This is a genomic window from Pseudomonas sp. RIT-PI-S, from assembly GCF_025642975.1.
In the GTDB taxonomy this organism is placed as follows: domain Bacteria; phylum Pseudomonadota; class Gammaproteobacteria; order Pseudomonadales; family Pseudomonadaceae; genus Aquipseudomonas.
In genome coordinates this window covers 17,476-40,724 of record NZ_JANZKJ010000007.1, presented here as the reverse complement: position 1 = coordinate 40,724, position 23,249 = coordinate 17,476, and the positions used below count along the sequence as shown (strand labels likewise).

The window sequence follows — 23,249 nt, the reverse complement described above, 5'->3', positions numbered from 1 at the left end:
GCTGATGAAAAAAAAACCGAGGCGCTTTATAGTGGTCGGTCTTCGTTCCACTCCAAGTAGCCGAGCCCCATGTCCGAGCCCCGCAAGATTCTCGTTACCAGCGCCCTGCCCTACGCCAACGGTTCCATTCACCTGGGCCATATGGTCGAGTACATCCAGACCGACGTATGGGTGCGCTACCAGAAGCTGCGCGGCAACCAATGCATCTACGTGTGCGCCGACGACGCCCATGGCTCGGCCATCATGCTGCGCGCCGAAAAAGAAGGCGTTACCAACGAGCAACTGATCGACGCGGTGAAAGCCGAGCACAGCGCTGACTTCGCCGACTTCCTGGTGGACTTCGACAACTTCCATTCCACCCATTCGGAAGAAAACCGCGAGCTGTCCAGCCAGATCTACCTGCGCCTGCGTGATGCCGGGCATATCGCCACGCGCTCCGTCACCCAGTACTTCGACCCGGAAAAGAATATGTTCCTGGCCGACCGCTTCATCAAGGGCACCTGCCCCAAGTGCGGCACGCCGGACCAGTACGGTGACAACTGCGAGAAATGCGGCGCCACCTACGAGCCTACCGACCTGAAGGACCCGAAATCGGCGATCTCCGGGGCGACCCCAGTGCTGCGCGACTCCAAGCACTTCTTCTTCAAGCTGCCGGATTTCCAGGCGATGCTGCAGACCTGGACGCGCAGCGGCACTCTGCAAGAGCCGGTTGCCAACAAACTTGCCGAGTGGCTCGACGCTGGCCTGCAGGAATGGGACATCTCCCGCGACGCGCCTTATTTCGGCTTCGAGATCCCGGACGAACCCGGCAAATACTTCTACGTATGGCTCGATGCACCCATCGGCTACATGGCGAGCTTCAAGAACCTCTGCGCGCGGCGCCCGGACCTGGACTTCGACGCGTTCTGGGCCAAGGACTCCACCGCCGAGCTGTACCACTTCATCGGCAAGGACATCGTCAACTTCCATGCGCTGTTCTGGCCAGCGATGCTCGAAGGTGCGGGCCTACGCAAACCGACCGCGCTCAATGTGCACGGCTACCTCACGGTCAATGGGCAGAAAATGTCCAAGTCCCGAGGTACCTTCATCAAGGCCCGAACCTACCTGGAACACTTGTCGCCGGAATACCTGCGCTATTACTACGCGTCCAAACTGGGCCGTGGCGTGGATGACCTGGACATGAACCTCGAGGACTTCGTGCAAAAGGTCAACTCTGACCTGGTTGGCAAGGTGGTCAACATCGCCAGCCGCTGCGCCGGGTTCATTCATAAGGGGAATGATGGCAGGCTGATAGCTGGCAACGCCGAGCCCGAGCTGACCCAGGCCTTCGTCGCCGCCGCCCCTGCCATTGCCGACGCCTACGAGAACCGCGATTTCGCCCGCGCCATGCGCGAAATCATGGCACTTGCGGACCGCGCCAACGCCTGGATCGCCGACAAGGCGCCGTGGGCACTGGCTAAACAGGAAGGCAAGCAGGATGAAGTGCAGGCCGTTTGCGCCCTGGGCGTGAACCTGTTCCGGTTGCTGGTGGTGTTCCTCAAGCCGGTGCTGCCGAACCTGGCAGCCGATGCCGAGGCCTTCCTCAACGTCGCGCCGCTGACCTGGGACGATCACCTGACCCTGCTCGCCGACCACCCGCTCAACGCTTTCAAGCCACTGATGACTCGGATCGAACCGGCTCGTGTCGAAGCCATGGTAGCGGCCTCGAAAGAGAGCTTGGCCCCAGCCGCTCCCACAGCGCCAGCCGGTAACGGTGAGCTGCAGGCTGACCCGCTGGCGGCAGAGATCGACTTCGATGCCTTCGCCGCGGTTGACCTGCGGGTCGCGCGCATTCTCAAGGCCGAAGCCGTGGAAGGCGCGGACAAGCTGCTGCGCCTGACCCTGGACCTGGGCGACGAACAGCGCAACGTGTTCTCCGGCATCAAGAGCGCCTATCCGGACCCTGCCGCGCTCGAAGGCCGCCTGACCATGATGATCGCCAACCTCAAGCCGCGGAAAATGCGCTTCGGCGTGTCCGAGGGGATGGTCCTGGCGGCCGGCCCTGGCGGCGCGGAGATCTTTCTGCTAAGCCCAGACGCTGGTGCCAAGCCGGGTCAGCGGATCAAGTAACTCCTGGGCCGGGGGCCTGCTCCCGGCCTGCCACCAGGCCCGTGGCGACGCCGCTCATTCAAGTTGATCGCCGCAGCACCGCTGCACGTCCAGCCGGCCCAGCTAGTGTTGACCGCAGCGCACAAGGAAAGCCCGCATGAATGCCGCCAAGCGCCGAGAAATTTTTCGCCGCTTCCACGAGGACAATCCCGAGCCGCGCACGGAACTGGCCTATACCACCGCCTTCGAGCTGCTAATCGCGGTGATTCTTTCCGCTCAATCGACCGACGTCGGCGTCAACAAGGCCACTGCCCGGCTGTTTCCGGTAGCCAATACGCCCGAGGCCATCCTGGCCCTGGGCGTGGAGGGTTTGTCCGAATACATCAAGACGATTGGGCTGTACAACAGCAAAGCCCGCAATGTCATCGAAACCTGCCGGATGTTGATCGAACAGCACGGCGGCGTGGTGCCACAAACCCGGGAGGCATTGGAGGCACTGCCTGGCGTTGGCCGCAAGACCGCTAACGTGGTCCTCAACACTGCCTTCCGCCAGCTCACCATGGCGGTGGATACGCATATCTTCCGGGTTAGCAACCGTACTCGCATCGCCCCTGGCAAGAACGTGGTCGAGGTCGAAATGGGCTTGCTCCGGCATGTTCCCAAGGAGTACCTCCTCGACGCGCACCACTGGCTCATCCTCCATGGCCGTTACGTTTGCCAGGCGCGCAAACCCCGCTGCGGCAGCTGCCGCATCGAAGACCTGTGCGAGTACAACGCGAAAACTTCCGACGATTGAAGAAAGCGTAACGGAGCGAAGCGCTCGATTGAAAAAATCTCTTTTACCCACTCCGAATTTGCCGATATAAGGTGCGCGAACAACACCGCGAAGAGGCCCGCCGGGCCGGAGTGGACGAATGACGACCAAGAAAGAAGAGCTGGATGTGGATGAGGATTTCACCCCGGTCGAGGCCGAAGAGGTCGAGCCCGTGGCTGAGGTCAGCAAGAGCAACCTGAGCAAGCGCAGAACCATCGACAACCTTCTCGAAGAACGTCGCCTGCAGAAGCAACTGGCCGACTACGATTTCGATTTTTGACGGCCAGCGCCCCGCAGGCGGACGCCGGCGTGCTTCAGATGATCCCGTTGCGCTGCGCGACTTCCACGAGATCAACCAGCGACTTGGCATTGAGTTTCATCAATAGCCGGGTTTTGTAGGTGCTGACGGTCTTGTTGCTCAGCAGCATGGCATCGGCAATCTGTTTATTCGAGCGCCCCAGCGCCAGTTGTTGCAGTACCATCATTTCCCGGCTGGACAGCCGCTGTACGAGCTCCTTCTCGCTGACATTGCCCATATTGGTGCGGACCGGGTGCAGCGCCTGATTCGGAAAATAGCTGTAGCCAGACAATACCGCCTTGATCGCACTGAGCAGCTCGGTAAGGTCCTGTTGCTTGCATACGTAACCGGCGGCGCCCGCCTGCATGCAGCGCATGGAGAAATGCCCTGGCGCTTGTGAGGTCAGCACCAGTACACGCATGTGCGCTATTGAGCCCGCGGTAAGCCGAGCGATGACCTCAAGGCCGTCGAGCTTGGGAATGCCGATGTCGAGAATGACGATATCCGGACGCGCTTCGCGGGCTAGCTGCAGGGCGTCGGCGCCGTTGTCGGTTTCGCCGACGACATCGTAACCGTGGCGTTCCATCAACATACGTACTGCCAGGCGTATCACTGGATGATCATCCACGATGAGCACTTTGTTCATGAGCTAATCCGATTGTTGCTGTTTATTGTAGAGCGAGGAACATAGCCCAGTTTCCGGCGGCAGGTGTTACCGAAATGCCAGGTTAGTGCAGTCTGAGATTCTCCTTACATACTGGATTGAAATATCCTACAACTAACGCTGAGGGCGCCCAGCAGATTGGCGTGGGGGCGTGGCTAATGACCGGAACGTTACACGCCCCCTTGCGAGACATCAATTCCGCGTCTCGGAATTAAGCTGTCAACCTGTTACAGACAGCCGCAAGACAGTGGCAAACCCGTTTGATCCGGTGCAATACGGAACCAGCGATATCTAACGCGAAGAGGCGAACGCAGGTCCTAGTCTTGGGGGGAGTCAGTTTAAGTCGCCCCGGCGACGAGGAGTCCCCATGAGCATTCCGGCCCGCTCAATCAATAACCCACTTGCGCTTATCGCCGTATTGGCCGCCACCACAGAGGCATCCGCATTGGCTAGCCTGCCCCTGCTCGACTACCGAAACCAGGGAGTATTCGTTTGGTTCTTGGTAGGCTTCCCGCCCTTCTTGACCGCCCTGTTCTTTATCACCCTGAACTTCAATCGACAGGCGCTTACAGCCGCGCCCATGGATACCTGCCACGAAGAACTCGAAGCGTGGATGCCCTCGGCACAGACAGAGGTTGCCCTGGAGCCCTCTCCCGTGGGGTTAAGCGCCGGGTTGACCACCACGCCCTCCCCCCTGCTGTCTCACAAGGCAATCTCCACCGCCGCGCGGCTGCATATCTTCGAGTACTCGAGCCAGGGCCAGTGGCAGCAGCTGCATCCCCTTGTGCAGGCATGGGCAGACAATGCCCTCGCCGAGCTGCAAGGAAAGGAACCAGGAGTGTTGATGCTGTTGGTACAACCACGGGCATAAAAAAACCGCGGCACTGGCCGCGGTCACTTTCCCAACACCCAGCCCTAGCCGAGGTTGCGACCCTTGTTCGCCGCAATGCGCATGCGCAGCGCGTTAAGCTTGATGAAGCCTGCGGCGTCGGCCTGGTTGTAGGCACCGCCATCTTCCTCGAAGGTCGCGATGTTCGCATCGAACAGTGAGTCGTCTGACTTGCGCCCAACCACGATGACATTGCCCTTGTAGAGCTTGAGGCGGACCACGCCGTTCACATGGGCCTGGGAAGCGTCGATCATCTGTTGCAGCATCAGCCGCTCCGGGCTCCACCAGTAGCCGGTATAGATCAGGCTGGCGTAGCGCGGCATCAGCTCGTCCTTCAGGTGAGCGACTTCACGGTCGAGGGTGATCGACTCAATCGCCCGATGCGCCTTGAGCATGATGGTACCGCCGGGGGTTTCGTAGCAGCCGCGGGACTTCATGCCCACATAACGGTTTTCAACGATATCCAGGCGGCCGATGCCGTTTTCCCCACCAATGCGGTTGAGTTCGGCCAATACCGTGGCAGGGCTCTTCTCCACACCATCGATCGCAACGATGTCGCCGTTACGGTAGGTCAGTTCAAGGTACGTCGGAACATTTGGCGCGGCCTCGGGGGACACGGTCCAGCGCCACATGTCTTCTTCGTGCTCGGTCCAGGTGTCCTCGAGCACGCCGCCTTCATAGGAGATATGCAGCAGGTTCGCGTCCATGGAATACGGGGATTTCTTCTTGCCATGGCGCTCGATCGGGATCGCGTGCTTTTCGGCGTAATCCATCAGTTTCTCGCGCGAGAGCAGGTCCCATTCGCGCCAGGGCGCGATCACTTTGACGCCGGGCTTGAGGGCGTAGGCGCCGAGCTCGAAGCGAACCTGGTCGTTGCCCTTGCCGGTGGCGCCATGGCTGATGGCGTCGGCACCGGTTTCATTGGCGATCTCGATCAGGCGCTTGGCGATCAGCGGGCGGGCGATGGAAGTACCCAGCAGGTACTCGCCTTCATACACCGTGTTGGCACGGAACATAGGGAAGACGAAATCACGCACGAACTCTTCGCGAAGGTCGTCGATGTACACTTCCTTCACGCCCATCGCCTGGGCCTTGGCGCGCGCCGGCTCGACTTCCTCGCCCTGGCCCAGGTCAGCGGTGAAGGTCACCACTTCACAGTTGTAGGTATCCTGCAGCCACTTGAGGATCACCGAGGTGTCCAGGCCGCCGGAATATGCCAGAACGACCTTTTTTACGTCCGCCATGCCATCACTCCACGGGGTTTTGCTGAAAGCCGCCGATTCTACCGCCGACTCGGGCAGAATTACAGTAGCGCGACAGCAACTGTTCGCAAAGCGACAGCCACGGGAGTACGAACGTCCCCTGCTATCAGCCTTTGGCGGGCCCTTTCGCAGGTGCGGCTACGGGAGCCGGCGCAGCGGGTGCTGGTGCCGGCGGCGACGCCGGCGCGGTCTCGGCTGGCGCTTGCACAGCAGCAGGGGCCAGCGCTGTGGCAGGGCGCTTGTCCAGCTGAATGTTCACCCGACGGTTGCGCGCCCGGTTGGCGGGAGAGTTGTTCGGCACCAATGGATACTGCTCGCCATGGAAGCGGATCTCTATCTGCTCTTCAGGAACGCCATGAGCCTTCAGGTAATCAGCCACCGACAGCGCCCGGCGCCGCGACAACTCGCGATTGGTGAGGCGGTTGCCGCTGTTGTCGGAGTGACCGTCCAGTTCTATATGATTGACCGCAGGGTCGACTTTCATAAAGGCGAGGATAGTGTCGAGCCGCGCCTTTGCGGCCGCGTCCAGTTCCACTCCGGTTCCTGGGAACGGAAGCTGGGTCAGCCTTACCTGGTCATAGTTCATGGGCAACAGTTTGGCCGTACACGCTTGGTAGTCGGCCCAGGCCTTGTTGAACTTCACCGGCAGCAAGCGCACTTCCATCGCCTGACCAGTGTCTGCGGACATCGCGCGTACCACCGTGCTACGCCCCTCCATCAAACCGCTGATAAGGCCGCTGGCCTGGCCTTGGCTGGACGTCAGCACCACGGGGCCGCCGCTTAGCCGCACCGCCCCCAGGCTGATGTCCGCGCGCCCCGGCTGCCACGGCGCCGCCGCGGCCAGCAGGGTGGCGCTGCCATTGCCCAGCGCGGCAACGCTGGAACTCAAGCGGAAGACGGCTTTTTCTCCTGCGCGGCGAACGAACTGCCCCTCGCCGAAGTCGGCGACTGGTTGACTCAACCGGCACTCGAAGGCATCGCCTTCGACTTTCCATTCAACCTTCTCTATCCGGGTTTGGAAGGTGAACGCCATCGCCGGCACCGCAGCGAGGCTGCAGGCGATCAGGGATAAACAGGCAAGGTAGCGATGGCCCACGGCAAACTCCGGAGAAGAAAACGGCGTACCCAAGGCGTATCGGTCGATGGCCGGCAAACTTGATAGCGGATGCCGGCGCCAGGCTTTTCCGGTAGGATTCGCACAAGCCCGTCAACAGGCAGTGAGCAGGGTCTTCCAGCGTGGCCAAGGCGTGCGCGAGGGCCGCGGCTCGGCTGTACCCGCTTAGCTGCCGGCGCCCCCCTGAGTTCTACCCGCCTGGTATCCCCCATGTCCGACCGCCTTACCCTGCTACGTCCAGACGACTGGCACATACACCTTCGCGACGGTGCTGCCCTGGCCCAGACCGTCGCCGATGTCGCCCGCACCTTCGCTCGCGCGATCATCATGCCCAACCTGGTGCCGCCAGTACGCGATGCTGCGCAGGCCGGTGCCTACCGCCAGCGCATTCTCGACGCTCGCCCCGCCGGCAGCGCCTTCGAACCGTTGATGGTCCTGTACCTCACCGACCGCACGCAACCTGAAGACATCCGGGCGGCACGGGCCAGCGGCTACGTCCATGCCGCCAAGCTTTACCCCGCCGGAGCCACCACCAACTCCGACTCCGGCGTCACGTCCATCGACAACCTCTTCCCGGTCCTCGAGACCATGGCCGAAGAAGGTATGCCGTTGCTGGTGCATGGCGAAGTCACCCACGCCGATATCGACGTCTTCGACCGCGAGAAGGCGTTCATCGATGAACACATGAGCCGGATCGTCGAGCGCTTTCCCTCGCTCAAGGTGGTGTTCGAACACATCACCACGGCCGATGCAGTGGCCTTCGTCAAGCAAGCCGGAAGCAATGTAGGGGCGACCATCACCGCCCACCACCTGCTGTATAACCGTAACCACATGTTGGTAGGCGGCATCCGCCCGCACTTCTATTGCTTGCCGATCCTCAAGCGCAACACTCACCAGAATGCGCTGATCGAAGCCGCCACCAGTGGCAATGACAAGTTCTTCCTGGGCACGGACTCGGCACCTCACGCCCGCCATGCCAAGGAAGCCGCCTGCGGTTGCGCTGGCTGCTACACCGCCTATGCGGCGATCGAGCTGTACGCCGAAGCGTTCGACCAGGCCGGCGCGCTGCATCAGCTCGAAGGCTTTGCCAGCGTGCACGGGCCTAAGTTCTATGGGCTGCCGGTGAACCAGACGCGCATCACCCTGGTACGTGAGCGCTGGGCCGCCCCCGCCACCCTGGCGTTCGGGGACCATGAAATCGTGCCGCTGCGCGCGGGCGAAACCTTGCAGTGGCGCGTTTTGGAGGCACAAGCGTGAGTGACGACCATTTCGACGATGATCTCGACGGCCTTTCTTCTTCCCCTAGCCGTCACCCGATGGCGGCGCGCTTTCGCGGATATCTTCCGGTGGTAGTTGACGTCGAAACCGGCGGTTTCAACAGCCAGACCGACGCCTTGCTGGAAATTGCCGCGACCACCATCGGCATGGATGAAAAAGGCTTCGTGTTCCCGGACCACACCTTGTTCTTCCGGGTCGAGCCATTCGCTGGCGCGAATATCGAGCCGGCTGCGCTCGAGTTCACCGGCATCAAGCTGGACCACCCGCTACGCATGGCCGTAAGCGAGGAAAGCGCGCTCACCGATATCTTCCGTAGCGTACGCAAGGCGCTGAAGGCCAACGGCTGCAAGCGGGCCATTCTGGTAGGGCACAACAGCAGCTTCGACCTGGGGTTTCTCAACGCCGCGGTTGCTCGCAACGATCTCAAGCGCAACCCGTTCCATCCCTTCTCCAGCTTCGATACCGCTACCCTGGCCGGCCTGGCCTATGGACAGACCGTGCTGGCCAAGGCCTGTCAAAGCGCGGACATCGATTTTGATGGGCGCGAGGCCCACTCGGCGCGCTACGACACCGAGAAGACTGCCGAGCTGTTCTGCGGAATCGTCAATCGCTGGAAAGACCTCGGCGGCTGGCGCGATTTCGACGCCTGATGCAATCGCCGGGCGACCTTTCATCGCCCGGCGCCGTTTCGCCCCGATCCCGTTTTGACAAGCATTCTCATTAACATTAAGATCCCGGCATTCCCAGCCTCACAGCGACGGTGCCAGCGTTATGTATGTCTGCCTCTGCCAGGGTGTTACCGACGGCCAGATCCGAGAAGCCATCTACGAAGGCTGCTGCAGCTATCGGGAAGTCCGCCAGGCCACTGGGGTCGCCAGCCAATGCGGCAAATGCGCCTGCCTCGCCAAGGAAGTTGTTCGAGATACGCTCGCGCAAATGCGCCCCGCCCAAGCGGCTATCTCATTCCCGGTCGAGTTCACCGCGGCTTGAAAAAAGCCGCTTGCGTTTCATTCGCTTTATCATTCGAGCGTTAACGCAAAGTTGAACTATTCCTGTTCACATTCTTGATAGTTTGTGCTGCAAATGCATGTTTGACAGCGCCTTTTCTGGCGCGCACACTTTCGGCATCTGCACTGTTCACAGGCCTATATCATGAAAGGTGACGTCAGCGTCATTCAGCATCTGAACCGCGTTCTCGGCAATGAGCTGATCGCCATCAACCAGTATTTCCTTCATGCGCGCATGTATGAAGACTGGGGCCTTAACAAGCTTGGCAAACACGAGTACGACGAATCCATCGATGAGATGAAGCACGCGGATAAGCTGATCAAGCGTATCCTGTTTCTCGAAGGCATTCCCAATGTTCAGGAGTTGGGAAAACTGCTCATTGGAGAACATACTCGCGAGATGCTCGAGTGTGATTTGAAACTCGAGCAGAAAGGCGTGATGGACCTCCGTGCCGCCATTGCCCATTGCGAAACGGTTGGCGACTATGGCAGCCGCGATTTGCTCGAAGATATTCTCGAGTCCGAAGAAGAGCATATTGACTGGCTGGAAACCCAGCTGGGCCTTATCGATAAGATTGGCGTCGAGAATTACTTGCAATCGAGCATGGGCGAAGAAGACAGCTGATATTTTGATCTGTAAAAAAAGCCCCGCTAATGCGGGGCTTTTTTTCATACAAGGCACTTGAAGCACGGCCGGTAGGCACCGCCAGTTAGGCGCCTGCCTGGGTTTCCGTACCGGCTTTCTCTACCGCACCCTTGATCAGGGTTTGCAATTCACCATTGGCTGCCATTTCGGCAACGATGTCGCTACCGCCAACCAGCTCACCGGCCACCCACAGCTGCGGGAAGGTCGGCCAGTTAGCATACTTGGGCAGGTTGGCGCGGATCTCGGGATTCTGCAGAATATCCACGTAGGCGAATTTCTCGCCGCATCCCATTATCGCCTGCACGGCACGAGCAGAAAAACCGCATTGCGGCGCATTGGGCGAGCCTTTCATGTAGAGCAGAATGGTGTTGTTGGCGATCTGGTCTTTGATGGTTTCAATGATATCCATGGGCACCTCAGGCTTGGCTACTCGACACCTGCGTGTCGATACATAGGGGCATTGTAAAGGAAAGCCGAGTGCCGCGCTCGGCTTCACCCCTTGCAGATCAGGCACTACTGCATGGCGGTGCCGGACGGCGGCCCGAGCATCTCGATTTCAGTAATGGTTTCGACTTCGTCCTGTGGCACATGAACACCGGTCATTTCACCAATGATCTGCCAATGGGCGTCCAGCTCCGAGCTGATGGTCGCCATACGATCGATCATGTGCCGGCCGGCCTCCCGGGCTACCTTGTCTTCGCTGCGTAGCAGCTCGAACGACATGGTGGTGATCGATGCGGTTAGATGGGTCAGCGTACGGGCAGTCAACCCTAGCAGCTCCATCAGCTGTTTTTCCTTCGCTTCCATTCGGGACTCCCTGTGTCGCGTGGAAAACATTATCACCCACGGCAGAGCGTTGTGGAATGCTGTCACTGCAATGCAGCCCATTGCTGTGACACCGTTCAAGAAACGGACTGCGCGTGGCCTCCACGGTTCACCTTGCCAGCGACAAACGGCGCGCCAGAAAACGTTGGTAAAGCAATGGCTGTTCAAAATCTGTGACACCCATTGGTAATAGGCGACATTTTTTTATACCATCGCGTCTTCCTTCACGATTCGCCGCCCCGTGCGGCCTTCGCCATAGGGCCCGCATTCATGCCTATAGCGCAGCGGCCCTTCCGGCACGTTGCAAAAGGTAGTTAAAGATGAACGCCAGGCACTTCCTCTCCCTCATGGACTTCACCCCCGCTGAACTCTCCGGGGTGATCCGCCGAGGGATCGAGCTCAAGGGCCTGCGCAAGCGTGGCGAGTTGCATGAACCCCTGAAAAACCGGGTGCTGGGAATGATTTTCGAAAAATCATCCACACGCACCCGGCTCTCGTTCGAGGCCGGCATGATCCAGCTAGGAGGCCAGGCGATCTTCCTGTCCCCTCGCGACACGCAGTTGGGCCGTGGTGAACCCGTAGAGGATGGCGCCATCGTGATGTCCAGCATGCTGGACGCCGTGATGATCCGGACCTTCGCCCACGCCACCCTGACGACCTTCGCCGCCAAGTCCCGGGTCCCGGTGATCAACGGCCTTTCCGATGACCTGCACCCCTGCCAGTTGCTGGCGGATATGCAGACCTTCCATGAACAGCGCGGCTCGATCCAGGGCAAGACTGTCGCTTGGATAGGCGACGGCAATAACATGTGCAACAGCTATATCGAAGCGGCGATACAGTTCGATTTCCAGCTGCGCGTGGCTTGCCCGGAAGGTTATGAGCCCGCCGAGCGGTTCCTCGCCCAAGCGGGTGATCGAGTCAAGCTTGTGCGCGATCCGCGCGAAGCAGCCCGCGGGGCCCATTTGGTAAGCACCGATGTGTGGACCTCCATGGGGCAGGAGGAGCAAGCCGAACAACGCCTGGCCCGTTTCTCGCCCTACCAGGTCACGCGGGAATTGCTCGATATCGCGGCCCCGGACGTGTTATTCATGCACTGCCTGCCCGCCCACCGGGGCGAGGAAATCAGCCACGATCTGCTCGACGACCCTCGCGCGGTCGCTTGGGAGCAGGCAGAAAATCGCTTGCATGCGCAGAAGGCGCTGCTTGAATACCTCGTTGAACCTGCCTATCGAGCCGAATGAACGCTTCCGCACTGCTGAGCCTGAACGCGCTGGGTTGCGGCTATGCCGCCCAGCGCGTCGTCCACAACCTAGACCTTCACCTTGCCCCTGGCGAAATCGGTTGCCTGCTGGGTGCTTCCGGCTGTGGCAAAACCACGACCCTACGAGCGATCGCTGGTTTCGAACCCGTTTACGAAGGTGAGATTCAGCTCGCCGGCCAAACGATCTCGCGCCCCGGCTATACCCTCGCCCCGGAAAAACGCCGGATCGGCATGGTGTTCCAGGACTACGCACTGTTCCCTCACCTCTCGGTGGCGAGCAACATCGCGTTTGGGCTCGACAAGCGAGCGGATGCTGCCCATGTGGTGGCCGAGATGCTCGAGCTGGTCAAGCTGCAAGGGTTGGCCGAGCGTTTCCCCCATGAGCTCTCCGGGGGCCAGCAGCAGCGCGTCGCGCTCGCTCGGGCGCTCGCCCCGGAACCGCAATTGTTGTTGCTCGACGAGCCGTTCTCCAACCTTGACGTGGACCTACGGCGGCGGCTGAGCCGCGAGGTGCGCGACATTCTCAAGAGCCGCGGTACCAGCGCCATCCTGGTGACCCACGATCAGGAAGAAGCCTTCGCGGTCAGCGACAAGGTCGGGGTGTTCCGCCAGGGTAATCTAGAGCAGTGGGACACCCCCTATAACCTCTACCATCAGCCGCAGACGCCTTTCGTCGCCAGCTTCGTCGGCCAGGGCTATTTCATTCGTGGGGAGCTGACGGGAAAGGCCAGCGTGCGCACCGAACTGGGCGAGCTGCGTGGTACTCGCGAATATCCGTGGCCGCTGGGCGCCGCGGTGGACGTGCTGCTGCGCCCCGATGACATCGTGCTCGCTACGGACAGCGCCATGCGCTCGCGCATCGTGGGCAAGAGCTTTCTCGGTGCCTCCACGCTCTATCAACTGCAGCTACAGACCGGCAGCCACGTTGAAGCGGTATTCCCCAGCCATGCCGATTACCCGGTGGGGCAGGACGTTGGCATCGCCGTCGCCGCCCAGCACCTTGTGCTGTTTCAGGCAGAGGGCAGTGTGGCAGCACACGGCTAGAGATCGTTGCTGCGCTGGGTTCTGGCGAAGACCGCGAAGCGGCTGACTCATGGCCGCTGCCCGCCCCCCACCACTGCCAGGCCAGGCGCGGCAGTGTCGGCATTGAGGCCAGCGAGCAGTCGACCAGACGCCATCAGCGTCAGTTGCCCGCCGATATGAACCCGCTCGCCCGCGAGGCGGCAAGCCAACTGGCCGCCGCGCGGAGAACACTGGTAAGCGCTGAGGCTGGATTTGCCCAACCGCCGCGCCCAGTACGGCACCAGGCTGCAATGGGTGGTGCCGGTCGCGGCATCCTCCGGTACTCCCAAGCGTGGCGCGAAGAATCGAGAAACGAAGTCGTGCCGTTCGCCACGGGCGGTGATCACCACACCGGCCCACATCATTTCGGCCAGTGCCGCCTGGTCCGGGCGACAAGCGCGCACCGCCTGTTCGGACTCCAGCACCACGAACAGCTCATTAGCGCCGAGCACGTCGACGATATCCACCCCTAGCGCCCGTTGCACGTCGATGCTCACGCCCTCTTCGTCTGGGTACTGCGCTGGCAGGTCGAGCCATAGTCGACCGCTGTCACGCCTCACGGACAGCGGCCCGGCACGGCTGATGAAGTCCAGAGTGTCCGCCGCTTCGGCATAAATCAATTGCAATACATGAGCGGCGGCCAAGGTCGCGTGACCACAAACCGGCAGCTCCACCACCGGGGTGAACCCGCGGATACGCCACACAGCCCCCTCGCGTACCACGAACGCCGTTTGCGATAGGTTGTGTTCGGCCGCTATTCGCTGCAACAGTTCATCCGGCAGCCAGCGGTCGAGCCGGTAAACGATCGTAGGGTTACCGCCGAAGGGACGGTCGGCAAAGACGTCGACCTGGTGAAAGTCAAGTTGCATGAACAGCACCCCACTCAAATGACAACGACGTGGCACACAGCCAGCTCAGCCCTTTGCGATCGTGGCGAAATCTGCGGCCGTCAGCCCGGCAAGCGTCGTAGCGGCCAGTTCCACTTCCAACCCTCGCCTGCCTGCACTGACAAACAAGGTTTCGAACCCCTGCGCGCTTTCATCTATGAAAGTTCGCAGGCGCTTTTTCTGGCCCAACGGGCTGATACCTCCTAAGAGATAGCCGGTTGCGCGTTGTGCCGCCACCGGGTCAGCCATTTCACATTTTTTTACCTTGGCTGCATGGGCCAACGCCTTCAAATCGAGCGTGCCTCCAACGGGCACGATCGCCACCAGCAATTCGTGACGCTCACTGGCGGCAAGCAGCGTCTTGAACACTTGTTCGGGCCGCAGGCCCAGCTTTTCAGCGGCCTCCAACCCGTAAGACGCAGCCTTTGGGTCGTGCTCATAAGCATGGACCTGAAAGGTCGCGCCGTGTTTTTTTAGGAGGTCGATAGCGGGGGTCATATGTCCGGTTTCCAACCCAAGCGGATTCGAAACCGAAAGCATATATCCAAACGGCACATCCAGCGTATAAAGCGCGGGCTTTCCGAGGTGGTCGCAGAAATTTCAGGCTTCGCTTCAAGATTCTTCTGAGTGAAAAGGTTCACTATTGAGCTTTACAGACTCATTTTCTGGTTATATTTTTTCGTTTACGAATGCCGGGACCGAACCTTTCTGCATCGTGCTGTCTATTGCGTCCGTAATCCCTGCACGGTTGGCCTCGCCAACAGTTCGGGCGCACGCTGAACAACAACAAAAATCGAGGTACTGGATGTCAAACGGCTTAAGCAAACCTGTTCTGTCCGGCCAATGCATGGCCGAGTTCCTGGGTACCGCGCTCTTCATTTTCTTCGGCACTGGCTGCGTCGCGGCGCTCAAGGTCGCGGGAGCCAGCTTCGGGCTCTGGGAAATCAGCATCATCTGGGGCATCGGCGTTAGCATGGCGATCTACCTCACCGCCGGCGTATCCGGTGCCCACCTCAACCCCGCGGTCAGTATTGCGCTATGGCTATTCGGTGACTTCGAGCGCCGCAAGCTGCCGTTCTACATCGCCTCCCAGGTTGCCGGTGCATTTTGCGGGGCGGCATTGGTCTACACGCTCTACAGCTCGCTGTTTTTCGAATACGAACAAGTGCATCACTTGGTCCGCGGCAGCGCGGCCAGCCTGGAACTGGCCAGTGTTTTCTCTACCTATCCAAACGCCGCGCTCAGCGATGGCCAGGCGTTTCTGGTAGAGGCGGTGATCACGGCGATTCTGATGGGCGTCATCATGGCGCTGACGGACGACAACAACGGCCTGCCCAAAGGGCCGCTGGCGCCGCTGTTGATCGGCTTGCTGATTGCGGTGATTGGCAGCGCGATGGGCCCGCTGACGGGCTTTGCCATGAACCCCGCGCGGGACTTCGGGCCCAAGTTGATGACCTTCCTGACGGGCTGGGGCGATATCGCCTTTACGGGGGGTCGCGAACTTCCCTACTTCCTGATTCCCATCGTCGCGCCAATCCTCGGTGCCTGCTTCGGTGCGGCAAGCTATCGTCTACTGGTGGCCCGCCACCTGCCGATGAGTAATGTGGCCGAGCCTTCCGCGAATATTCCGGCGGCCCATAATACAAATAAAGAAGAAGCCAAAAAGGCCGATGCGCGCGCGTCCTGAACCCGCGTGACAATCGCCCTACCCACTACCTTCAAGGCCACCGCCATGACTGACAAAAATTACATCATCGCCCTTGACCAAGGCACCACCAGCTCCCGCGCGATCATCTTCGACCGGAACGCCAACGTGGTTTGTTCAGCCCAACGCGAATTCGCCCAGCATTACCCGCAACCGGGCTGGGTAGAACACGACCCTATGGAAATCTTCGCCACCCAGAGCGCAACTATGGTCGAGGCCTTGGCCCAGGCCGGCATCAGCCACGCCCAGGTCGCAGCATTGGGCATCACCAACCAGCGCGAAACGGTGGTGGTCTGGGATAAAGAATCCGGCCGGCCTATTCATAACGCGATCGTCTGGCAATGCCGCCGCAGCACCGAGATCTGCGAGCAGCTCAAGCGCGATGGCTTCGAGGACTACGTCCGTGAGACCACGGGCCTGGTCATCGACCCGTACTTCTCCGGCACCAAGGTCAAGTGGATCCTCGACCACGTGGAAGGCAGCCGCGAGCGTGCACGCCGTGGTGAGTTACTGTTCGGCACTATCGACACCTGGCTGATCTGGAAATTTACCGGTGGCAAGGAGCATGTTACCGACTACACCAACGCCTCTCGTACCCTGATGTTCAACATCCACTCTCTGCAGTGGGACAAGCGCATGCTGGAGGTGCTGGACATTCCGGAACAGATGCTCCCGAAGGTGCGCTCGTCATCCGAGGTGTACGGTCACACCAAGAGCGGCATCGCCATTGCCGGTATCGCTGGTGACCAGCAGGCCGCGCTGTTCGGCCAGATGTGCGTGGAACCCGGCCAAGCCAAGAACACCTATGGCACCGGCTGCTTCCTGCTGATGAACACCGGCGACAAGGCGGTTGCATCCAATCACGGCCTTTTGACCACCCTCGCCTGCGGCCCGCATGGGGAAGTGGCCTACGCGCTGGAAGGCGCAGTGTTCAACGGTGGCTCTACCGTGCAGTGGCTGCGAGACGAACTCAAGGTCGTCAATGACGCCCTGGACACCGAATACTTCGCCAACAAGGTCAAGGACAGCAATGGCGTGTACCTGGTACCTGCCTTCACCGGGCTGGGCGCACCTTATTGGGACCCGTACGCCCGTGGCGCCTTGTTCGGCCTAACCCGCGGAGTGAAGGCAGACCATGTGATCCGTGCGGCGCTGGAATCCATCGCTTATCAAACTCGTGACGTACTGGATGCCATGCAGCAAGACGCCGGCGAACGCCTGAGTACCTTGCGCGTGGACGGCGGCGCCGTGGCCAACAACTTCCTCATGCAGTTCCAGGCGGACATCCTCGGCACCCCAGTCGAGCGCCCGCAAATGCGCGAGACCACAGCGTTGGGCGCGGCTTACCTGGCTGGGTTGGCTTCAGGCTTCTGGAGCAGCCTGGACGAGCTGCGCAACAAGGCCGTCATCGAGCGCCAGTTCACTCCATTGGTGGACGAAGCGCAACGCCAGGCCATGTACGCCGGTTGGCAGAAGGCTGTAGAACGTACCCGAGGCTGGGCGCAGTGATCCGCCGCTGGCGGTAATACCCGCCAGCACGCTAGCGAACCGGGGGACGCTGCGGCATCATGGGAAAATTTTTGTACAGCAACAAGGATTTCCCATGAACCTGCCCCCCCGTCAGCAGCAGATCCTGGAACTGGTGCGTGAGCGTGGCTACGTCAGCATCGAAGAGATGGCCCAGCTGTTCGTGGTCACGCCGCAAACCATTCGCCGGGATATCAACCAGCTCGCCGAAGGCGGGCTGCTGCGGCGCTACCACGGTGGCGCGGCATACGATTCGAGCATCGAAAACACCGCCTACGCGATGCGCGCCGACCAGATGCGCGATGAAAAGCAACGCATTGCCGATGCCATCGCCGCGCAAATCCCGGATCACGCTTCGCTCTTCATCAATATCGGCACCACGACCGAGTCCATTGCCCGGGCATTGCTGGGGCATAACCAGCTCAAGATCATCACCAACAACTTGCATGTGGCGTCGATTCTCAGCGGCAAGGAGGACTTCGAAGTGCTGCTCGCCGGCGGTACCGTGCGCCGTGATGGAGGCGTGGTGGGTCAGGCCTGCGTGGACTTCATCAATCAGTTCAAGGTGGATTTCGCCTTGGTAGGGATCAGCGGCATCGATGAAGAAGACGGCAGCCTGCTGGACTTCGACTATCAGGAAGTGCGGGTATCCCAGGCCATTATCGCCAACGCTCGGCAGGTCATCCTGGCCGCCGACTCCAGCAAGTTCGGCCGCAATGCCATGGTTCGCCTGGGCTCGATCGCCTTGATCGACTGCCTGGTGACCGACAGCGCCCCAGCGCCGGCACTGATCCAGCACCTGAACCAGCATAAGGTCCGCCTCGAGGTCGTCTGACCACCGGCACCGCCTAAGGTGCCGTGCATTTTCATAATTGTTCTTTTTAGTTCGCCTGATGAAGAAATTCAATCAAAGGGCGCTGGCGGGTGCGCCCTTCTTGAGCTACCATTTTCGAAAATGAACATTTAGTGTTCGGATCTATTTTCGAATTTGCTCGGAGGCTCCCATGCCGGATAACTCGCACTCGCCCGAAACCCTATACGACGTCGCGGTTATCGGTGGCGGGATCAACGGCGTGGGCATTGCCGCCGATGCAGCGGGGCGCGGGTTGTCGGTGTTCCTTTGTGAAAAGGACGACCTTGCCAGCCATACCTCTTCGGCCAGCAGCAAGCTGATCCACGGTGGCCTGCGTTACTTGGAACATTACGAATTCCGCCTGGTGCGCGAGGCTTTGGCTGAGCGTGAAGTTCTGTTGGCCAAGGCGCCACACATCGTCAAGCCCATGCGCTTCGTTCTGCCGCACCAACCGCACTTGCGCCCCGCCTGGATGATCCGTGCCGGGCTGTTCCTTTACGATCATTTGGGCAAGCGCGAAAAACTCCCGGCGTCCCGCGGGCTCCGCTTTGGCCCGCGTAATCCGTTGAAAGCCGAGCTCAAGCGCGGCTTTGAATACTCAGACTGCTGGGTGGACGATGCCCGCTTGGTGGCACTCAACGCCATCGCGGCGCGTGAGCACGGCGCCCAAGTGCGCACCCGTACCCGCTGCGTCCAGGCGCAACGGGTGGGCGATATCTGGGAAGTGCAGCTGGAAGGCCCAACTGGCGAGCAGTACAACATCCGCGCCAAGGCGCTGGTTAACGCCGCCGGCCCTTGGGTCGCCCGCTTCATACGCGAAGACTTGCAGCTCAAATCGCCCTATGGCATCCGCCTGATCCAAGGCAGCCACCTGATCGTGCCGCGGCTTTACGAAGGTGAACACGCTTATATCCTGCAGAACACAGACCAACGCATCGTGTTCGCCATCCCCTACCTGGATCGCTTCACCATCATCGGCACCACGGACAGGGAATACACCGGCGACCCGGCACAGGTAGCGATCACCGAGGAGGAGACCGACTACATCCTCAAAGTGGTCAATGATCACTTCAAGCATCAGTTGACCCGCGCGGACATCCTTCGCACTTATTCAGGCGTGCGCCCGTTGTGCAACGATGAATCCGACAACCCCTCGGCGATCACCCGCGACTACACCCTCGCCCTGACCGAAGAGCAAGGCAAGGCGCCGCTGTTGTCGGTGTTCGGCGGCAAGCTGACCACTTACCGCAAACTGGCCGAATCTGCCATGGCCCAGCTCAAGCCGTTCTTCCCGGCCATGGGCGCAAGCTGGACGGCTAACCAACCCCTGCCAGGCGGTGAAGGCATGACCACGCCTCAGGCCCTGGCCAGTGAACTGCAGGCCAAGGCACCCTGGCTGCCTGCCGAAATCGCAGCGCGTTGGTCGATCACTTACGGTAGCCGCAGCTGGAAGCTGCTCGAAGGCTGCCAACGCCTGGCAGACCTTGGCCAGCACCTCGGCGCGGGCCTCTATGCGCGTGAGGTCGATTACCTGGTACAAGCCGAATGGGCACGTGGCGCTGATGACATTCTCTGGCGGCGGACCAAGCTCGGGCTGTTCCTCGATGCAGAGGAGCAACAGGCATTGCAACAGTATCTGGCCCAAGCCGCGGTCACAGCAGGCGATACCCAGGCCGCTTGATCGCGTATGGGAACCCGTTCGGGAACCCATTCGGGAACCCATTCGGGAACCCATTCGGGGCCCCGTCGGGCGAGGACAACCGCGCCGGCATTGGCGGGCGCGGGCCGCTGTGATGAAATGACGGCCCTCGCCCGCGCCCAGAGCCCTCCTTCTCCGCCGTGAACAACCCTTCCCTTCGCCAGTGGCTGCTGCTGTCACTGGCCGTTTGCATAACCCTCGGCCTCGGCCTTGCGGGCTATCTGCTTAGTGAAACCATCGGCCTGCGTGTGCAGGCGGACGCCGGCGCGCGGCAACTGGAGCTGCATGCCCGGGCGGTGGAAAGCGAGCTGGACAAATACACCTACCTGCCAAGCCTTCTGGAGCTTGAGCAAAGCGCGCAGGCGTTGCTCGCCGACCCGGCCAGCGCAGCGTCCGGCCCAGTGAACGTTTACCTTGAAGGTTTGCAGAAGCGCAGCGGCAGCCGCGCTATTTTCCTGATGGACCTCAATGGCCGTGTGCTTGCCAGCAGCAACTGGCAAGCGAGCGACAGCTTCGTAGGCGAAGACCTGTCCTTCAGGCCGTATTTCAAGGACGCCGTGCAAGGCCGCCCCGGCCGCTACTACGGCGTGGGCAGCACCACCGGCGAAGCGGGCTACTTCCTCGCCCATGGCATACAGCGAGACGGGCGTATCCTTGGGGTGGCCGTGGTCAAGGTGCGCCTCGATGCACTTGAGGCGCGCTGGCAGAAGGCTCGGCTGGAGGCATTCGTCAGCGACGAGAACGGCATCATCATCCTTTCCAGCGATGCCACCCGGCGGTTGAAGTCCATCGAGCCACTCGATGCCGCGAGCCGCGAGCGGCTGGCGCGCAGCCGGCAATACTACTGGTCGCCCTTGAGCGAACTGCAGCCCTTGGAGCGCGAGCAGCTCGGCGCCGGGGTAGAACGCCTGACCCTGGTGAGGGAGGACGGCGAAAGCCCTCCGCGGCCAGCGCGCTACCTTGCGCAGAGCCTGCCGATCACCGACACGCGCTGGCACATGACCCTGCTGACGCCGCTCAAGGACCAACGCCGCGAAGCGATCATCCATGGCGTATTGGCGGCGATCGCCTTCGCCCTGCTGACCATCGTGCTGATTGCCCGCAACGAACGGCGCAAGGTGATCGCCACACGGCTGGCGGCGCGTGAGGCCTTGGAAGCCGCCAATAACCTGCTGGAAAAGCGCATCGCCGAACGCACCCTGGACCTGCGCAACAGCAACGAACGCCTCAAAGGCCAGATCCGCGAGCGCCGCCAGGCTGAGCAGACCTTGCGCAAGGCCCAGGATGAACTGGTCAGGGCGGGCAAGCTGGCGGCCATCGGTCAGATGTCCACCAGTATCGCCCACGAATTGAATCAGCCACTGGCCGCCCTTCGTACGTTATCGGGCAATACGGTGCGCTTTCTTGAGCGGGGTCGCCTTGACGTTGCCAGCACCAACTTGCGCACCATCAACGACCTGGTGGACCGCATGGGGCGCATCATCGCCAGCCTGCGAGCGTTCGCCCGCGGCGGCGAGCACAGCGGCCGCGCCGAAGCCGGCGTGGCCATCACCGCGGCGCTGGGCGTGCTGGAGCAGCGTTTGCAAACCCGCCCAGTGCAGCTCGATTGCGCGGTTACGCCCGCCACGGTTGCGATCGATCAAACCCGGCTGGAGCAAATCCTCATCAACCTGATAGGCAATGCACTGGATGCGCTCGAAGGCAGCGATGCACCAAGGATCGCGGTGCAAGGGCTGGTTGACGAGGGCCGCTACAAGATGCAGGTAAGCGATAACGGTCCGGGTATCGACGCGCACGGCCGCGGGCATTTGTTCGAGCCGTTTTTCACTACCAAACCCGGTGAGCTGGGCTTGGGCCTGGGCCTTACGTTGTCGGCACAGCTGGCTGCCGCGGCCGGTGGCCAGCTGTACCTGGATGCCGACGCTTCGGCGGGCGCCACCTTTATATTGATCCTGCCCCTATGGGCGCCCAGCGCCGGGAGTCACCTGCCTTGAACCCACCCTTGATTGTGCTGATCGTCGAAGACGACCCTCATGTATTGCTGGGCTGCCAGCAAGCGCTGGGGCTGGAAGACATCGCCGCTGAAGGCGTGGCCAGCGCCGAGCTTGCGCTGGAGCGTGTGAACGCGGGCTTCCCCGGCATCGTCGTCAGCGATATCCGCCTGCCAGGAATGGACGGGCTACAACTGCTCGACCAACTCAAAGCACGTGATCCCGGCTTACCGGTCGTGTTGATCACCGGCCACGGCGACATCGCACTGGCCGTCAGCGCCATGCGAAAAGGCGCCTACGACTTCATGGAAAAACCCTTCTCGCCGGAGCGCCTGGTGGAGGTCGTGCGGCGAGCCTTGGAGCAACGCGCCCTGGCCTTGGAGGTGTTTTCGCTGCGTCGGCAACTGGCCGGGCGTAGTGCGCTGGAACAGCGGCTGGTCGGTGGCTCGCGGCCCATGCAGGCGCTGCGCGAAATGATCGCCAACGTGGCGGACACCAGCGCCAATGTGTTGATCACCGGCGAAACCGGCACCGGGAAGGAATTGGTCGCCCGCTGCCTGCACGACTTCAGCCGCCGCCAGCCGCGGCCGTTCGTGGCGCTCAACTGCGGCGCCCTTCCAGAACCGCTGTTCGAAAGCGAAATGCTCGGCCATGAGGCCAATGCCTTCGGCGGACTTGGGCCACGCCGGATCGGCAAGATCGAGCACGCCCATGGCGGCACGCTGTTCCTCGACGAAGTCGAAAGCATGCCGGACAGCCTTCAAATCAAAATGCTGCGCGTGCTGCAGGAGCGCACCGTCGAGCGGCTGGGGTCCAACGAAGCGGTAGACGTGGACATCCGGGTGATCGCCGCGACCAAGGCGAACCTGGCGCAGGCCAGTCATGAGCAACACCTGCGCAGCGACTTTTTCTATCGGCTCAACGTGGTCACCCTGGAAGTGCCTCCACTGCGGGAGCGCCGCGAGGACATCCCCGAGCTGTTCGAGTACTTTTTGCGCCAGGCCGCGCTGCGCTTCGATCGCGAAGCGCCTGGGCTGGACAGCGCGACCCGAGCGAGGCTGATGACCCATGACTGGCCCGGCAACGTTCGAGAACTGCGCAACGTGGCTGAGCGGTTCTCCCTGGGCTTGCCAGCTTTCAAGGACGGTAGCAGCCAGGCCACGAACCTAACCTTCGCCGAGGCTGTGGAAGCATTCGAGCGCAACCTGCTGCAAGAAGCACTGGAGCGCAACGGCGGCAATCTCAGCCAGGCCAGCCAAGCGCTGGGCATGGCCAAAACCACCTTGTTCGATAAGGTCAAGAAATACCGCCTCACAGATGGCCCGCCCCAAGCGGGCAGCACAAGCGTTAAGTAACGCCGGCCTCGCTCTGGCAGAGGA

At 61.2% G+C, this 23,249-nt stretch carries 22 protein-coding genes and 1 pseudogene; 16 read left to right on the top strand and 7 right to left on the bottom strand.

All coding sequences use genetic code 11. The annotated features are described in order from the left end of the window. Positions 1-69 precede the first annotated feature (69 nt). The 3 genes from metG to OGL93_RS11665 all read left to right on the top strand — a co-directional run bounded on the left by metG (position 70) and on the right by OGL93_RS11665 (position 3,182). Positions 70-2,109, top strand: coding sequence for a methionine--tRNA ligase (metG, locus tag OGL93_RS11675; protein WP_263262808.1), 2,040 nt, complete (start codon positions 70-72; stop codon positions 2,107-2,109). A gap of 136 nt (positions 2,110-2,245) precedes the next feature. Beyond that, entirely contained in the window at positions 2,246-2,884 is a 639-nt protein-coding gene (nth, locus tag OGL93_RS11670) for an endonuclease III (RefSeq protein ID WP_263262807.1), read from the top strand. Between the two features lie 118 nt (positions 2,885-3,002). Further along, positions 3,003-3,182, top strand: coding sequence for a hypothetical protein (locus OGL93_RS11665; protein WP_263262806.1), 180 nt, complete (start codon positions 3,003-3,005; stop codon positions 3,180-3,182). A 34-nt stretch (positions 3,183-3,216) separates the two neighbouring features. Here OGL93_RS11665 and OGL93_RS11660 read toward each other — a convergent pair whose 3' ends face one another. Beyond that, complete coding sequence (locus OGL93_RS11660) at positions 3,217-3,846, bottom strand: response regulator transcription factor (protein ID WP_263262805.1); 630 nt, start codon at positions 3,844-3,846, stop codon at positions 3,217-3,219. A gap of 385 nt (positions 3,847-4,231) precedes the next feature. Here OGL93_RS11660 and OGL93_RS11655 point away from each other — a divergent pair, with 385 nt between their 5' ends. Beyond that, positions 4,232-4,735: a hypothetical protein gene (locus tag OGL93_RS11655; protein ID WP_263262804.1), complete on the top strand. Its 504-nt coding sequence runs from the start codon at positions 4,232-4,234 to the stop codon at positions 4,733-4,735. A 44-nt stretch (positions 4,736-4,779) separates the two neighbouring features. On the opposite strand, the gene OGL93_RS11650 is transcribed toward OGL93_RS11655, so the two are convergent. Together OGL93_RS11650 and OGL93_RS11645 are read right to left on the bottom strand one after the other, a co-directional pair. Next, positions 4,780-5,997 carry an argininosuccinate synthase gene (locus OGL93_RS11650; protein WP_263262803.1) on the bottom strand — a complete coding sequence of 406 codons (1,218 nt, stop codon included), beginning with the start codon at positions 5,995-5,997 and terminating at the stop codon, positions 4,780-4,782. A 124-nt stretch (positions 5,998-6,121) separates the two neighbouring features. Then, positions 6,122-7,111, bottom strand: a complete 990-nt coding sequence (locus tag OGL93_RS11645; RefSeq protein WP_346659642.1) for an OmpA family protein — start codon at positions 7,109-7,111, stop codon at positions 6,122-6,124. A gap of 228 nt (positions 7,112-7,339) precedes the next feature. On the opposite strand from OGL93_RS11645, the gene pyrC reads away from it, so the two are divergent. From pyrC to bfr, 4 genes are all read left to right on the top strand, one after another. Beyond that, the gene (gene pyrC / locus OGL93_RS11640) at positions 7,340-8,386 is read left to right on the top strand and encodes a dihydroorotase (protein WP_263262802.1); all 1,047 of its coding nucleotides are present in this window, start codon (positions 7,340-7,342) and stop codon (positions 8,384-8,386) included. After that, positions 8,383-9,057, top strand: coding sequence for a ribonuclease T (gene rnt, locus OGL93_RS11635; RefSeq protein WP_263262801.1), 675 nt, complete (start codon positions 8,383-8,385; stop codon positions 9,055-9,057). The genes pyrC and rnt overlap by 4 nt, the downstream gene beginning before the upstream one ends. A 121-nt stretch (positions 9,058-9,178) precedes the next feature. Next, positions 9,179-9,397 carry a bacterioferritin-associated ferredoxin gene (locus OGL93_RS11630; protein ID WP_263262800.1) on the top strand — a complete coding sequence of 73 codons (219 nt, stop codon included), beginning with the start codon at positions 9,179-9,181 and terminating at the stop codon, positions 9,395-9,397. Positions 9,398-9,559: 162 nt separating this feature from the next. Continuing rightward, positions 9,560-10,039, top strand: coding sequence for a bacterioferritin (gene bfr, locus OGL93_RS11625; protein WP_263262799.1), 480 nt, complete (start codon positions 9,560-9,562; stop codon positions 10,037-10,039). An 85-nt stretch (positions 10,040-10,124) separates the two neighbouring features. Here bfr and grxD read toward each other — a convergent pair whose 3' ends face one another. Both grxD and OGL93_RS11615 read right to left on the bottom strand, forming a co-directional pair. Then, on the bottom strand, positions 10,125-10,469 hold the full coding sequence (gene grxD / locus OGL93_RS11620) for a Grx4 family monothiol glutaredoxin (protein ID WP_263262798.1): 345 nt from the start codon (positions 10,467-10,469) through the stop codon (positions 10,125-10,127). 104 nt (positions 10,470-10,573) lie between these two features. Beyond that, entirely contained in the window at positions 10,574-10,867 is a 294-nt protein-coding gene (locus OGL93_RS11615; protein ID WP_263262797.1) for a hypothetical protein, read from the bottom strand. Between the two features lie 338 nt (positions 10,868-11,205). Between OGL93_RS11615 and argF the strand changes: the two genes are divergently transcribed. Continuing rightward, a complete protein-coding gene (gene argF / locus OGL93_RS11610) occupies positions 11,206-12,126 on the top strand; it encodes an ornithine carbamoyltransferase (protein ID WP_263262796.1) in 921 nt (306 codons plus the stop codon). Next, positions 12,123-13,190 (top strand): ABC transporter ATP-binding protein, encoded by a 1,068-nt coding sequence (locus OGL93_RS11605; RefSeq protein WP_263262795.1) that lies wholly within the window; start codon positions 12,123-12,125, stop codon positions 13,188-13,190. The genes argF and OGL93_RS11605 overlap by 4 nt, the downstream gene beginning before the upstream one ends. A 107-nt stretch (positions 13,191-13,297) precedes the next feature. Here the strand turns inward: OGL93_RS11605 and OGL93_RS11600 are convergent. Together OGL93_RS11600 and ybaK are read right to left on the bottom strand one after the other, a co-directional pair. After that, a pseudogene (locus tag OGL93_RS11600) lies at positions 13,298-14,077 on the bottom strand (PhzF family phenazine biosynthesis protein); the annotation flags it as partial. Between the two features lie 45 nt (positions 14,078-14,122). After that, positions 14,123-14,593 carry a Cys-tRNA(Pro) deacylase gene (gene ybaK, locus OGL93_RS11595; RefSeq protein WP_263262793.1) on the bottom strand — a complete coding sequence of 157 codons (471 nt, stop codon included), beginning with the start codon at positions 14,591-14,593 and terminating at the stop codon, positions 14,123-14,125. A 307-nt stretch (positions 14,594-14,900) separates the two neighbouring features. On the opposite strand from ybaK, the gene OGL93_RS11590 reads away from it, so the two are divergent. The 6 genes from OGL93_RS11590 (at position 14,901) to OGL93_RS11565 (ending at position 23,225) form a co-directional block, all read left to right on the top strand. Continuing rightward, positions 14,901-15,782, top strand: a complete 882-nt coding sequence (locus OGL93_RS11590) for an MIP/aquaporin family protein (RefSeq protein WP_263263003.1) — start codon at positions 14,901-14,903, stop codon at positions 15,780-15,782. 45 nt (positions 15,783-15,827) lie between these two features. After that, positions 15,828-17,309, top strand: coding sequence for a glycerol kinase GlpK (gene glpK, locus OGL93_RS11585; RefSeq protein WP_263262792.1), 1,482 nt, complete (start codon positions 15,828-15,830; stop codon positions 17,307-17,309). 94 nt (positions 17,310-17,403) lie between these two features. Next, a complete protein-coding gene (locus OGL93_RS11580) occupies positions 17,404-18,162 on the top strand; it encodes a DeoR family transcriptional regulator (RefSeq protein ID WP_263262791.1) in 759 nt (252 codons plus the stop codon). A gap of 169 nt (positions 18,163-18,331) precedes the next feature. Next, a complete protein-coding gene (glpD, locus tag OGL93_RS11575) occupies positions 18,332-19,861 on the top strand; it encodes a glycerol-3-phosphate dehydrogenase (protein WP_263262790.1) in 1,530 nt (509 codons plus the stop codon). Positions 19,862-20,019: 158 nt separating this feature from the next. After that, a complete protein-coding gene (locus OGL93_RS11570) occupies positions 20,020-21,873 on the top strand; it encodes an ATP-binding protein (RefSeq protein ID WP_263262789.1) in 1,854 nt (617 codons plus the stop codon). Beyond that, positions 21,870-23,225 carry a sigma-54 dependent transcriptional regulator gene (locus OGL93_RS11565; RefSeq protein ID WP_263262788.1) on the top strand — a complete coding sequence of 452 codons (1,356 nt, stop codon included), beginning with the start codon at positions 21,870-21,872 and terminating at the stop codon, positions 23,223-23,225. The genes OGL93_RS11570 and OGL93_RS11565 overlap by 4 nt, the downstream gene beginning before the upstream one ends. Positions 23,226-23,249 lie beyond the last annotated feature (24 nt).